This is a genomic window from Corynebacterium sp. LaCa_23 (assembly GCF_058182375.1).
In genome coordinates this window covers 1,203,475-1,217,699 of sequence record NZ_CP190825.1, presented here as the reverse complement: position 1 = coordinate 1,217,699, position 14,225 = coordinate 1,203,475, and the positions used below count along the sequence as shown (strand labels likewise).

The following is a 14,225-nucleotide window of genomic DNA, read 5'->3' as shown; positions in this document are numbered from 1 at the left end:
AATATCCTCGTCGATTGCCCGTAGTTTGATGAACCCGGCCACTGCTTTTGGGCGAACTGGTGTGGTGGTGTTGGGTTGGTGGGGTTGCCCGCAAATCGTGGACACGTAGTTAAGCTGCTTAGGGGTTAAGCAGCGGCCTTCTTATTACCATTTTGATCAGCGAGCTGGGCTTCGAAATCGACGGGGCTTACCATCCCGATGGACGAGTGGCGACGGCGCCGGTTGTAGACAATCTCAATCCAGCGAGCCACCGCCTTCCGGGCTTCGTTGCGGGTTCGCCATTCCTTCCGATCGTAAAATTCGGTCTTCAATGTCGACCAGAACGACTCGGCCATCGCATTGTCAAAGCAGACACCAGTACGGCCGACCGATTGTGCAATCCCTAGTTCTTGACAGACCTGCCACAGCTGTTCGCTGGTGAACTGGGTACCACGATCGGCGTGGAAGACCACGCCGTCGGGTACTTCACCACGCAGGGTGTAAGCCATGCGCAGTGCACGTTCAACTAGGTAAGAATCCTGCACACTATCCATGGACCAGCCTAGGACTCGGCGGGAGTGTCCATCGCGGATAACGCATAGGTACAGCCAGCCCTCATTCGTGCGTAGATAGGTAATATCCGACATCCACACTCGATTAAGCTGCCCTTGATCAAATAGGCGTTTCACTAGGTCTGGAAGCGTTGACTTCCGCTTGGATTGAATCGTCGTTACGGGAACAAACGCCCTGGGTGAGATGCCTTCAATACCCATCATCCGCATGCGTTTGGCCACGGTTTTGCGATTCACATAGACCCCACCCTCGGCGAGTTCTGCAGTAATCCGTGGGGCACCGTAGACTTCGTCAGAATCTTCCCAGATGTCATGAATTTTCCTGTCTAACTGGTCGAGGAATCTCTGACGCTGATTTTCACCACGAAGCCGTACTGCTTGAGCCTTTTGCCATTTATAGTAGCCAGAACGAGAAACCTCTAATAACCTGCTCATTCGTTTGATGCTGTAGTTCGCCTTGCTCTGGCTGCATTAGCTCAAATTTTTCCGATCGCGTTGCTTCGCAGCGAAGAAGGCGGTGGCTTTTGACAAGAACTCATTATCCATCTTGGCCTCAGCTAACTCACGACGCAGGCGAGCGTTTTCGGCTCGTATATCGGCATCACTGCGGCCATCTACCGAGCCTTGGCGTTCCCGCTCAAGTTTGACCCACCTGCCTAAAATTGTGGCTGATACGCTAATTTCCTTAGCCACATGAGCGATTGGGCGCCCAGACTCAATGACCAGTCTGGCGGCCTCCTGCCGGTACTCCGGGGTGTACTTCTTCCTTGACGAACTCACAATGAACATCCTCTCCTACGGACACAAGATCCGCACTAATCGGGTGTCCACTAAACGAGGGTAACCTCATCCGGGCCAGCGGCAGGTGAGGTCTCTGCCTTGTGTGTAGGCGCGGATGTGGCTGGTGGGCTGGTAGCTTTCGGTTTCTTTTGGTTTTAAGTGTCGGGTGAAGGTGTCGATGTTTTCTAGGTTGGTCATGCGGGACCAGCCGTAGCCCGGGAAGTAGACCTTTGTATCTGCACTCCCGGCGGCTCCGGAGCCGTCATTGTGGTCGGGGTTAGTGGCGGCTGCGGTGGTGAAGGTATTGATCGCAACTTTGGTATTGGTGTTATCCAGGATGAGTTGGATAAGCGCCTCACCGGCACCGCACTGATTATTGTCTGCTTGGGAATCGATGTGGCGGGCGATAATAGCGGCCGTAGCTTTATCACACGTTAGGCTCATGGTGGCGCGGTTGTTATGCACTGACACGTTCAGGGTGGGCTCGACCTCGTCTGTGTCATCGTCTGTGAGATTGTGGGTGTCGATGAAGTCGCGGATAAACCGGCGGATATCCGCCACCGTGGGTACATGCTGGCACGGTGCTGTCGGGGTGAGAAAATCTGCTAGGGCAGCATCGACCAGGCCTATGTGGTCGCGGTTGTCGCCTATACGTTCTATTTCCCTATCGATAACCCTCAGGCGTGGTGTATCCAGGATCCACTGCTCCATGTTGGTCGCTGTAACGAGGGGTAGTTCTTGCATGCGGAAATGTGCCCTGATAATCCCCGACAGGGTGCTGTAGGTTAGGCCTAAATCTTTAGCCAGGCTCGTCAGTGTCAGATCGACGTCGTCGTCGAGGTCTGGAAGGAGTGATTGGTAGAAAAACCAGGAGTCCTTCCGGGCGTGTGCTCCAGCTGCAGCAATAGGGTTGCCGGGTGTGTTGGTGGCGTAAAAGACTACCGGTACCTCCCCCACAGCCTCACCATCAGAGTCGTAATCAGGATCAGTGTTGGTGTCGTAGTCCAGTGGCTCGCCGGCTTTACGGGTATTCCCCAGCGTGGTGTCGCCTACTGGCTCGTGGTCTGTCGTGGTAGGTGGTGGTGTGTTAATTGTCATCGTAACCGTGTCCCCCGGGGTGTACTACACCCTCAAAAGTGTCGAATGTCTTTTCGCCTAACACGGATTTACCCTATCCACCACACCTGACAGTAGGGGGTAAAACCACGACACCTACCACGCATTCCCCCAGCTCGACAGAGAACAACCCACAAATACCAACGGGGGTAAAACACCAAGTAGTCCCCGAAACACCAACCACCCACAATTATTCGGGGTGGTGGCCTTTCGGGGACTACCAGAATCACTATTTTGTTGTTTTGTTGTTTGGTGTCGGCGGTGACTTACTCTCCCACAACCTCCCGGTTGCAGTACCATCAGCGCGTACAGGCTTAGCTTCCGGGTTCGGAATGGGACCGGGCGTTTCCCTGCAGCTATGAACCACCGACAAACCTATCAGAACACTACCCACTGTGTGTGGTGTTGTGTCAGATACTGCATAGTGGACGCGACACACACGATAATGTGTATTTTTGTTTGTTTACTCGCTTCACAAGTCCACCCAACAATCATCCCCACACGTGGTGTTCGGGGGTTGTTGTGGTGTGTTTGTTTTGGTCAATTAGTACCAGTAGCCTTCACACCTTACAGTGCTTCCAAGTCTGGCCTATCTACCCCATAGTCTTTAGGGGACCTCAAAAGAAACCTCATCTTAAAACAGGCTTCCCGCTTAGATGCTTTCAGCGGTTATCCCTTCCGTACGTAGCCAACCAGCGATACCCCTGGCGGGATAACTGGCACACTAGAGGTACGTCCGTCCCGGTCCTCTCGTACTAGGGACAGCCTTCTTCAAGTTTCAACGCGCGCGGCGGATAGAGACCGAACTGTCTCACGACGTTCTGAACCCAGCTCGCGTGCCGCTTTAATGGGCGAACAGCCCAACCCTTGGGACCTACTCCAGCCCCAGGATGCGACGAGCCGACATCGAGGTGCCAAACCATCCCGTCGATATGGACTCTTGGGGAAGATCAGCCTGTTATCCCCGGGGTACCTTTTATCCGTTGAGCGACACCACATCCACAAGTAGGTGCCGGATCACTAGTCCCGACTTTCGTCCCTGCTCGACATGTCTGTCTCACAGTCAAGCTCCCTTGTGCACTTACACTCACCACCTGATTGCCAACCAGGCTGAGGGAACCTTTGGGCGCCTCCGTTACATTTTGGGAGGCAACCGCCCCAGTTAAACTACCCACCAGGCACTGTCCCCAACCCAGATCATGGGCCAAGGTTAGATGCTCAATCCGATCAGAGTGGTATTTCAACAACGACTCCACCACCACTAGCGTGACGGTTTCACAGTCTCCCACCTATCCTACACAAACCGAACCAAACACCAATACCAAGCTATAGTGAAGGTCCCGGGGTCTTTTCGTCCTGCCGCGCGTAACGAGCATCTTTACTCGTAATGCAATTTCACCGGGCCTGTGGTCGAGACAGCAGAGAAGTCGTTACGCCATTCGTGCAGGTCGGAACTTACCCGACAAGGAATTTCGCTACCTTAGGATGGTTATAGTTACCACCGCCGTTTACTGGGGCTTAAATTCTCAGCTTCGCTAACAAACGTTAACTAACCGGTCCTCTTAACCTTCCAGCACCGGGCAGGCGTCAGTCCATATACATCAACTTAACGTCTTCGCATGGACCTGTGTTTTTGATAAACAGTCGCTTCCCTCTATTCTCTGCGACCCCACAACACTCCAACCGCAAGGGTCTTCACGTCACAGGGCCCCCCTTCTCCCGAAGTTACGGGGGCATTTTGCCGAATTCCTTAACCACAGTTCACCCGAACGCCTTAGTATCTTCAACCTGACCACCTGTGTCGGTTTAGGGTACGGGCCATACACACACTCGCTAGAGGCTTTTCTCGACAGTACAGGATCACCACCATCAACCCTTTTGGGTCTACGCATCACGCCTCAACCACAAAGTGTGGCGGATTTACCTACCACACGGCCTACACGCTTACACCACCAATCCACTAAGTGGCGCGGCTACCTCACTGCGTCACCCCATCACTTGAACCACACATCAGGCCCCACGACATCAACACCACCAACACTCAAAAAAGTGAAAAGGTAGCGTATCCGCAGTGGTTAGTATCCGTGCTTTATCATGGGCGCACATGTACGGGTACCAGAATATCAACTGGTTATCCATCGACTACGCCTGTCGGCCTCGCCTTAGGTCCCGACTCACCCTGGGAAGACGAACTTGACCCAGGAACCCTTAGTCATCCGGCGGTAAGGATTCTCACCTTACAATTCGTTACTCATGCCTGCATTCTCACTCGCACACAGTCCACGCCTCCTCACGGTAACGCTTCCACCCATGCACGACGCTCCCCTACCCAAACAACAAAAAATTGTTGCTTGCCGCGGCTTCGGCGGTGTACTTGAGCCCCACTACATTGTCGGCGCAGAACCACTCGACCAGTGAGCTATTACGCACTCTTTCAAGGATGGCTGCTTCTAAGCCAACCTCCTGGCTGTCTTCGCGATCCCACATCCTTTTCCACTTAGTACACCCTTAGGGGCCTTAACCGGCGATCTGGGCTGTTTCCCTCTCGACTATGAAGCTTATCCCCCACAGTCTCACTGCCGCACAACACAATTGATGGCATTCGGAGTTTGGCTGACATTGCTAAGATTGTAGTCCCGCTCAACCAACCAGTCGCTCTACCTCCACCAAGCTAAATGCGACGCTGCACCTAAATGCATTTCGGGGAGAACCAGCTATCACGGAGTTTGATTGGCCTTTCACCCCTACCCACAGCTCATCCCCGCAGTTTTCAACCTACGTGGGTTCGCGCCTCCACAACCTCTTACAGCTGCTTCACACTGGCCATGGGTAGATCACCCCGCTTCGGGTCCAGGACATGCCACTTATCACCCCATTAGGATTCGGTTTCCCTACGGCTACCCCACACGGGTTAACCTCGCGACATGCCGCTGACTCGCAGGCTCATTCTTCAAAAGGCACGCCATCACACAATAAAAAGCGCTCTGACGGATTGTAAGCACATGGTTTCAGGAACTATTTCACTCCCCTCCCGGGGTACTTTTCACCATTCCCTCACGGTACTATCCACTATCGGTCACACTGAGTATTTAGGCTTACCGGGTGGTCCCGGCAGATTCACAACAGATTCCACGAGCCCGTTGCTACTCGGGAACCCAACAACCCCCACATCATCATCTTCAGCTACAGGACTCTCACCTACTCCGGTAGGCCATTCCAAACCACTTCACCTAACAACAATGCAAAAAGGGCGTGCCACTGGTAGATGACACAAAATCAGGCCCCACAACACCGCACACACAACCCCTACCAGGTATCACATGCACACGGTTTAGCCTCATCCACGTTCGTTCGCCACTACTAGCAGAATCATTATTATTTTCTCCTCCTACGGGTACTGAGATGTTTCACTTCCCCGCGTAACCCCCACAACAGCTATGAATTCACTGAAGGGTAACCCCACATAACCAGGGCCAGGTTTCCCCATTCGGACATCCTCGGATCAACGCTTTATTGACAACTCCCCGAGGCTTAACGCAGCCTTACACGTCCTTCATCGGCTCAGCATGCCAAGGCATCCACCATGCGCCCTAAATAACGAACACACCAACCACCACACACAAACCACACAACACGAAGCCATGCAGCCAGCATGTGGCAGCAACAAGTGAACTTGACAAAATAAACAAAAAGAAAAATCACATCACACACACAACACCACCCACAAAAGCAGGCGGCATCATGTGAGATGCTCGCGTCCACTATACAGTTCTCACACAACACCCCAACCAGCAACAAACACCACCACAATGAATGGCATCCATCAACCAGTCAGGCACACAAAAAAGGGGGATAATGCCCCAGACACCCAACAATGCACCAACGACTTACCAATCAACTTTACTTCCTGTATGCATGGACACTTTTACGCATGTCACAAAGCACTGTCTCAACACTCGGTCCTGTCGATTAAGGTGTATGTCCTACCCGGAATTGCCATATTCGGTGGCAGCAGAACACTCGCCTACTCAACCACCAACCCACCATCAAACAACAGTGGACAACCCACAACTGTGGGTCATGGCTGCAACTGCAGCCAAAATAAAAGCTCCTTAGAAAGGAGGTGATCCACCCGCACCTTCCGGTACGGGTACCTTGTTACGACTTCGTCCCAATCGCCGATCCCACCTTCGACGGCTCCCTAACACGTTTAGGCCACCGGCTTCGGGTGTTACCAACTTTCATGACGTGACGGGCGGTGTGTACAAGGCCCGGGAACGTATTCACCGCAGCATTGCTGATCTGCGATTACTAGCGACTCCGACTTCATGGGGTCGAGTTGCAGACCCCAATCCGAACTAAGGCCGGCTTTCAGCGATTCGCTCCACCTCACAGTGTCGCAACGCGTTGTACCGACCATTGTAGCATGTGTGAAGCCCTGGACATAAGGGGCATGATGATTTGACGTCATCCCCACCTTCCTCCGAGTTAACCCCGGCAGTCTCTCATGAGTCCCCAACCAAATGCTGGCAACATAAGACAAGGGTTGCGCTCGTTGCGGGACTTAACCCAACATCTCACGACACGAGCTGACGACAACCATGCACCACCTGTACACCAACCACAAAGGGACGAACTATCTCTAGCCCAATCTGGTGTATGTCAAGCCCAGGTAAGGTTCTTCGCGTTGCATCGAATTAATCCACATGCTCCGCCGCTTGTGCGGGCCCCCGTCAATTCCTTTGAGTTTTAGCCTTGCGGCCGTACTCCCCAGGCGGGGCGCTTAATGCGTTAGCTACGGCACGAAAGTCGTAGAAAGACCCTCACACCTAGCGCCCACCGTTTACGGCATGGACTACCAGGGTATCTAATCCTGTTCGCTACCCATGCTTTCGCTCCTCAGCGTCAGTAACTGCCCAGTAACCTGCCTTCGCCATCGGTGTTCCTCCTGATATCTGCGCATTTCACCGCTACACCAGGAATTCCAGTTACCCCTACAGCACTCAAGTTATGCCCGTATCGCCTGCACGCCCGGAGTTAAGCCCCAGAATTTCACAGACGACGCGACAAACCACCTACGAGCCCTTTACGCCCAGTAATTCCGGACAACGCTCGCACCCTACGTATTACCGCGGCTGCTGGCACGTAGTTAGCCGGTGCTTCTTATCTAGGTACCGTCACAAAAAAGCTTCGTCCCTAGCGAAAGGAGTTTACAACCCGAAGGCCTTCATCCCCCACGCGGCGTCGCTGCATCAGGCTTGCGCCCATTGTGCAATATTCCCCACTGCTGCCTCCCGTAGGAGTCTGGGCCGTATCTCAGTCCCAATGTGGCCGTACACCCTCTCAGGCCGGCTACCCGTCGCCGCCTTGGTAGGCCATTACCCCACCAACAAGCTGATAGGCCGCGAGCTCATCCTACACCGAAAAAACTTTCCAACCACCACACTAAAGATGGTTCCTATCCGGTATTAGACCCAGTTTCCCAAGCTTATCCCGAAGTGCAGGGCAGATCACCCACGTGTTACTCACCCGTTCGCCACTCGAGTACCCTGCAAGCAGGGCCTTTCCGTTCGACTTGCATGTGTTAAGCACGCCGCCAGCGTTCGTCCTGAGCCAGGATCAAACTCTCCACAAAAAGAATTTCAGCAAAACACTGAAAAGGCCGTGAAAAGCCCAAACCTAACCAAAAGAACAAACCACCACAAACCCACAAAAGCAGGCCCATGCTGGCGTCCAAAAATTACTACAAAGAAAAAAATAAACTGCCTCCCCAACCCGACGGGGCACAAAAAAGGGAGACAAAAAGTTGAACACAATCACATGCCAACCAATCCATCAATGCAGCCGAAACACTAAACAGTATTCAAAAAGATGCGTATTCCAACACCTTACCGGCACACACCAACCAACAAGCACACTAGGCTTGCCGGCCAACAGACCAATCAACACACAACCATGCACACAAAAATAAAAAATAAGTACATTGGCACACTATTGAGTTCTCAAACAACATCCACACACCACAAGAAAATTAACCAAACGTTAACCTCTCAGCGGCGGCTCGTACCAACTTACCCAACAACCTGAACCAAGTCAAATCCCCGAGCCAAGTCAGTACAAAAAGTCACTCAAAAGTAACCAACCGGCTACCTCTCGGCGACTTCGATAAAGTTACACCCAACCCCGAAAAACACACAAATCCCCAGTTAAAAGCACAAAACGCGATTACCAAGGGATCAGTTAACAGCTAAGCTGACGCTCCTAGGAAGGATTCACAACCCGTGCTCCGGCGAAACGCTTCTTGCCTTTACGCAACACGAGCCACGAACCATGCAGCAGATCGTTGGAATTCGGCGACCACTCGATGTCCTCGATGCGCTGGTTATTCACGTAAGCGCCGCCCTCGCCCACGGTGCGGCGCGCAGCACCCTTTGATTTTTCCAGTCCCGCCTCAACCAGCAGATCCAGAATCGTTGCCTCTGGGCCAACCTCGGCAATCTCGGTTTCCTGCAATGCGGAAGACAACGTGGCCTCGTCCAAATCCTGCAGCTCTGCCTTACCAAACAACGCCTGGGAAGCCAGCTCCACTCCTTCGGTGGCCTGCTCGCCGTGCACCAGGGTGGTCATCTCCCGTGCCAATACGCGTTGCGCCTCACGCTTGTGGGGTTCCTCCTCTACCTTGCGTGCCAGCTCTGCGATCTCCTCCTGAGTGAGGAAGGTAAACCAACGCAGGTAGTCGATAACCACCGCGTCGCCAGCATTAATGAAGTACTGGTACCAGGAGTACGGGCTGGTCAGCTGTGGATCCAGCCACAGTTTGCCGCCGCCGGTGGACTTGCCAAACTTATTGCCCTCGGCATCTGTCACCAACGGCACCGTCAGGCCGTGGACCTTCGCACCATTCACGCGACGATTCAGATCGACGCCGGAAACGATGTTTCCCCACTGGTCGCCACCGCCAATTTGCAGCACACAGTCGTACTCTTTGTGCAGGTGCACAAAGTCGTTTGCCTGCAGCAGCATGTAGGAAAACTCGGTGTAGGAAATACCGTCGGATTCCAGGCGGCGCTTGACCGTATCGCGGTCCAGCATGGTATTCAGCGAAAAGTTCTTACCGATATCGCGTAGGTACTCGATGACGTTGATCTGGCTAGTCCAGTCCGCGTTGTTCACCATAACCGCCGGGATTGCGGACTCGCCCGCCTCAGTGAAGTCCACGAAGGCCTCAAGTTGGTCCTTGATTGCCTGCATATTCTCTGCGATCTGCTCTTCTGAGAGCATGGAGCGCTCTCCGACATCCCGCGGGTCACCGATCATTCCCGTCGCGCCACCGGCCAGCGCGATGGGACGGTGGCCGAAGCGTTGGAAGCGCTTCAGCATAATCAGCGGCACGAGGTGGCCAGCGTGCAGCGAGCTTCCCGTCGGGTCAAAACCGCAGTACAAGCTGATCGGGCTCTCTGCGGCTTCCTTCAATGCCTCCAGGTCTGTGGACTGGTTGATCAGCCCGCGCCATTGCAGTTCGTCGATGATGTTCGTGTTGTTGCTCATACGAAGGTGTTCCCTTTTATTTGTTCTCTGTGGGGTTGTTTTTCTTTGCAGTGCGCGGGGCTCTACTCGTTCGGAGCTAGTGGGCAGTACTCGCCGGGCCAGTCCACGGCTTCGTCGACCAGCATGACCGGAATACCATCCTGTACCGGATAGGCCTTGTTCAGCCTTGGGTTCACCAAATAGTCGCCGTGATCCTCCAGCGGCTGCTTGTCGATGGGGCACACGAGGATCTCTAGGAGCTTCTGATCGATCATGCTGCTTAGTCTAACCCGTACCCCAGACAAGCTATTTAGTGGCTCCCTGATGTTGCTTGCCGATGTCCCCTCGGTCAATCGCCTAACCCATAACTTCACCCTCGCGTGGTGTGCGTTACAGTGGAAGGCGCAACCGAACACGGGCGCTCGAGGTATCGAGCTGAGATCGCGCTGTATGCCCGCGCGAGTACCGCTAGAACCTGCCTGGTTAGAACCAGCGAAGGAAGAATGAGGAGAGTCAACTATGACGGATACGTCTACCCAACACACCCGTACCACCATTCCGAACGACGAGTACGGTGCGGAAATCCACCCGAAGCACAGCTTCGCCCCCATCGAAAAGCAGGTGGAATCCTTCGGCAAGACCTTCACCCTACAGGTGCCGGAGACCGAGGTGCAGCTGGACGATTCCCCTACCGGCCCGAACGCGCCGCAGAAGCTCTACCGCACACGTGGCCCGTGGGCCGAGCCGACAGAGGGGCTAGAGGCTCTGCGCAGCGAGTGGATCGAAGCTCGCGGCGATGTGGAGGCCTACGAGGGCCGGCGCCGCAACCTGTTGGACGACGGTAACCGCGCCCTCAAGCGTGGCGAGGCCAGCGACGAGTGGAAGGGTATAAGCCGCGAGACACTGCGGGCCAAAGACGGCAAGCGCGTAACCCAGATGCACTACGCCCGCCAGGGTATTATCACCCCGGAGATGGAATACGTCGCACTGCGCGAGCACTGCGACGTAGAAAAGGTGCGCGAGCAGGTTGCCTCCGGTAAGGCAATCATCCCGAACAACATCAACCACCCGGAGTCAGAGCCGATGATCATCGGCAATGCCTTCAACACGAAGATCAACGCCAATATCGGCAACTCCGCAGTGACCTCCTCCATCCGCGAAGAGGTGGACAAGCTGCGCTGGGCTACCCGCTGGGGCGCAGATACCGTGATGGATCTATCCACGGGCAACGACATTCACACCACCCGCGAGTGGATCATGCGCAACTCTCCGGTGCCGATCGGTACCGTGCCGATCTACCAGGCCCTTGAGAAGGTCGACGGCGTGGCCGAGGACCTGACCTGGGAAATCTTCCGCGATACCGTAATCGAGCAATGCGAGCAGGGCGTGGACTACATGACGATCCACGCCGGGGTGCGCCTGCCCTTCGTGCCGCTGACCACCAAGCGCGTGACCGGCATCGTTTCGCGCGGCGGTTCCATCATGGCCGGCTGGTGCCTAGCCCACCACAAGGAATCCTTCCTGTACGAGAACTTTGACGAGCTGTGCGAGATCTTCGCCAAGTACGACGTCGCGTTCTCGCTTGGCGATGGCCTGCGCCCCGGCTCCATCGCCGATGCCAACGACGCAGCCCAGTTCGCTGAACTGAAAACCATCGGTGAATTGACCCACCGTGCCTGGGAGTACGACGTTCAGGTCATGGTAGAAGGCCCAGGCCACGTGCCGCTCAACATGGTGCAGGTCAACAACGAAAAGGAGCAGGAATGGTGCGGCGGCGCGCCGTTTTACACCCTGGGACCGCTGGTTACCGATATTGCTCCCGGCTATGACCACATCACTTCCGCCATCGGTGCGGCCAATATCGCGATGGGTGGTACCGCGATGCTGTGCTACGTCACCCCGAAGGAGCACCTCGGCCTACCGAATAAGGACGACGTGAAGACTGGTGTGATCACCTACAAGGTCTCCGCGCACGCGGCGGACGTCGCCAAGGGCCACCCTGGCGCCCAAGAGTGGGACGATGCGATGAGCAAGGCTCGCTTCGAATTCCGTTGGCACGACCAGTTCGCCCTGTCCCTGGACCCGGATACCGCCCAGTCCTACCACGACGAAACCCTGCCTGCGGAGCCGGCGAAGACCGCCCATTTCTGCTCGATGTGCGGACCAAAATTCTGCTCCATGCGCATCAGCCAGGATATCCGCGACGCATTCGGCGAGAAGATCGACGAGGCTCTGGCCACCGACCGAGAGCAATCGCTAGTCAAGGACCTCGGCTTGCCTGGCTTCGGCCGCCAGAGCGTGGACGAAGAGGGCGTCACTAACGCCGAAGGCGAAGAAGAAATGGCCGAGGAGTTCCGTCGTGCGGGCTCCAAGCTCTACCTAAACCGGGACGAGGCCAAGGAAGTTTCCGAGGATCTGCAAAAGGAAGCAGCGGCGTACAGTGAGCGCTAACCAGCTGGACCTGCGGTGCTACCACGTGACGGGCGCATCGCGGGAGAAGGTCGTACAGGTTGCCGCGGCGGCAGCAGCCGGTGGCGCGGGCGTGATTCAAGTTCGCAGCAAGCCCATTAGCGTGCGCGATCTGACCGAGCTTGCTATCGACGTGGCGGCGGCGGTCGAAGAGGCCAATCCAGCAACGCGGGTGCTTATCGATGACCGAGTCGACGTGGCCGCCGCGCTGATGGGTAACCACAATATCCACGGCGTACACATCGGCCAAGACGACCTGGATCCGCGCCTGGCACGGCAGGTTCTTGGCGAGGATGCGATCATCGGGTTGACCACCGGCACCCTCGAGCTCGTGCAGGGTGCCAACGAGTACGCCGATGTGATCGACTACATCGGTGCCGGGCCGTTCCGACCCACGCCCACGAAATCCTCTGGTCGAGCCCCGCTGGGGTTGGAAGGCTATCCCCCGCTCGTGGCAGCTTCGGCCGTTCCGGTGGTGGCGATTGGAGACGTCCAGGCTGCCGACGCCGAAGCGCTGGCCGAAACCGGTGTGGCTGGTGTCGCGATTGTGCGCGCCTTCATGGATTCCCACGATCCGGCTGCGCTAGCGACCACAGTTGTCCGAGCTTTCGACCGCGCGAATGCAGCCACAGGTTCACATGCATAATGCCGAGCACGCGATCATTGGCGCGGGAATCATCGGGCTTACCACCGCATTCGAGCTGGTGGATGCGGGTGTCGACCCACCGGAAATCGTGGTGATCGATCCCCACCCCATTAGCGGTGCCACGTTCGTGGCCGGCGGCATGCTGGCTCCGGTGGCGGAGGTGCAATACCGGCAAGAGCCGTTGTACCCGCTGATGGTTGCTTCGGGCGAGATGTTCCCTGATCTTCTGGCCAGGTTGAGTGCGAAAACCACCGCACCGACCGGGCATCGCCGTGAATCCACCCTGGTGGTGGGCGCCGACCGCGCCGATGGCGTGCACATCCGCGAGCTGCTGGCGCTACAGCAGAAACACGGCATGGATGCCCACGCGCTGCCACTTCGGCAAGCACGAAAGCTAGAGCCTGGGCTCAGTCCCCAACTGGCGGCCGCGGTGGAAATCCCGGGCGACCATCAAATCAACCCGCGCATGTTCAGCGCGTGCCTGCTGGAATATCTGCAGCACGCCGGGGTTCGCTTTCTGTCCACGGCAGCAACGCGCATCGACGGCCAAAATGTGCAGCTTGCCGATGCCCCCATGGTCACTGCCAACATGATCTACCTCTGCAACGGGCTGGGCGCCAAGAACGTGGATGGCTGGTTCGAGGGTGCCAATCCCCTAGCGCTACGGCCGGTGTTGGGTGACATGCTGCGGCTGCGGGTACCAGAGGAGCTAGCGCCAACCACCCGAGTGGTGCGCGCATTCGTGGAGGATCGGCCGGTGTATGTTATTCCCCGCACCGACGGCACCATCGCTATCGGTGCCACCAGCCGCGAAGACAACCGCAAGGGCCCGTCTGTGGACGGTGTGCACACGCTCCTTCGCGATGCCATCCGCGTGGTTCCGGGACTGGAGGATTGCGAGTTCATCGAAGCGATCGTTGGAGCCCGGCCAGGCACCCCCGATGATTTGCCCTACCTGGGCAAAGTACGCGACGGGCTAGTGATCTCCACCGGGTACTTCCGCCACGGAATCCTGTTGTCCGCCTTTGGGGCTAAGGTAGGTGCCCAGTTGGGGTTGGGCACGTCCTCGGGGTTGGACATCTCGGCCTGCGATCCGCTACGCCACGCCCGATAGCCACAAAAGAAAGGAATAAGCA

6 protein-coding genes, 3 rRNA genes and 1 pseudogene are annotated in these 14,225 nt (G+C 56.1%); 3 read left to right on the top strand and 7 right to left on the bottom strand.

What is annotated here, in order from left to right:
• Positions 1 to 125 precede the first annotated feature (125 nt).
• The 7 genes and pseudogenes from ACP8IT_RS05915 to ACP8IT_RS05885 all read right to left on the bottom strand — a co-directional run bounded on the left by ACP8IT_RS05915 (position 126) and on the right by ACP8IT_RS05885 (position 10,249).
• A pseudogene (locus ACP8IT_RS05915) lies at positions 126 to 1,340 on the bottom strand (IS3 family transposase).
• Between the two features lie 57 nt (positions 1,341 to 1,397).
• Entirely contained in the window at positions 1,398 to 2,429 is a 1,032-nt protein-coding gene (locus ACP8IT_RS05910) for an HNH endonuclease signature motif containing protein (RefSeq protein ID WP_490290578.1), read from the bottom strand.
• A 271-nt stretch (positions 2,430 to 2,700) separates the two neighbouring features.
• Positions 2,701 to 2,818 (bottom strand): 5S ribosomal RNA (gene rrf / locus ACP8IT_RS05905).
• 154 nt (positions 2,819 to 2,972) lie between these two features.
• Positions 2,973 to 6,052, bottom strand: a 23S ribosomal RNA gene (locus ACP8IT_RS05900).
• A 511-nt stretch (positions 6,053 to 6,563) separates the two neighbouring features.
• A 16S ribosomal RNA gene (locus ACP8IT_RS05895) occupies positions 6,564 to 8,082 on the bottom strand.
• The 16S, 23S and 5S rRNA genes sit together here, the layout of an rRNA operon.
• Positions 8,083 to 8,708: 626 nt before the next feature.
• Positions 8,709 to 9,995, bottom strand: a complete 1,287-nt coding sequence (gene tyrS / locus ACP8IT_RS05890) for a tyrosine--tRNA ligase (protein WP_490290577.1) — start codon at positions 9,993 to 9,995, stop codon at positions 8,709 to 8,711.
• 62 nt (positions 9,996 to 10,057) lie between these two features.
• Entirely contained in the window at positions 10,058 to 10,249 is a 192-nt protein-coding gene (locus tag ACP8IT_RS05885; RefSeq protein ID WP_023031153.1) for a Trm112 family protein, read from the bottom strand.
• A gap of 244 nt (positions 10,250 to 10,493) precedes the next feature.
• Here ACP8IT_RS05885 and thiC point away from each other — a divergent pair, with 244 nt between their 5' ends.
• From thiC to thiO, 3 genes are read left to right on the top strand one after another with little or no spacing between them, the layout of a single operon-like run.
• Positions 10,494 to 12,425, top strand: a complete 1,932-nt coding sequence (gene thiC, locus ACP8IT_RS05880) for a phosphomethylpyrimidine synthase ThiC (RefSeq protein ID WP_490290576.1) — start codon at positions 10,494 to 10,496, stop codon at positions 12,423 to 12,425.
• On the top strand, positions 12,415 to 13,089 hold the full coding sequence (locus ACP8IT_RS05875) for a thiamine phosphate synthase (RefSeq protein WP_284610776.1): 675 nt from the start codon (positions 12,415 to 12,417) through the stop codon (positions 13,087 to 13,089). Before thiC ends, ACP8IT_RS05875 begins: the two co-directional genes overlap by 11 nt.
• Positions 13,082 to 14,203, top strand: coding sequence for a glycine oxidase ThiO (gene thiO / locus ACP8IT_RS05870; protein WP_490290575.1), 1,122 nt, complete (start codon positions 13,082 to 13,084; stop codon positions 14,201 to 14,203). The genes ACP8IT_RS05875 and thiO overlap by 8 nt, the downstream gene beginning before the upstream one ends.
• Positions 14,204 to 14,225: the final 22 nt, after the last annotated feature.

Excerpts from the sequence above, each read along its gene's own strand:
- thiO (WP_490290575.1), top strand. The coding sequence starts at position 13,082 with ATGCATAATGCCGAGCACGCGATCATTGGCGCGGGAATCATCGGGCTT.
- tyrS (WP_490290577.1), bottom strand. The coding sequence starts at position 9,995 with ATGAGCAACAACACGAACATCATCGACGAACTGCAATGGCGCGGGCTG.
- ACP8IT_RS05885 (WP_023031153.1), bottom strand. The coding sequence starts at position 10,249 with ATGATCGATCAGAAGCTCCTAGAGATCCTCGTGTGCCCCATCGACAAG.
- ACP8IT_RS05910 (WP_490290578.1), bottom strand. The coding sequence starts at position 2,429 with ATGACAATTAACACACCACCACCTACCACGACAGACCACGAGCCAGTA.
- thiC (WP_490290576.1), top strand. The coding sequence starts at position 10,494 with ATGACGGATACGTCTACCCAACACACCCGTACCACCATTCCGAACGAC.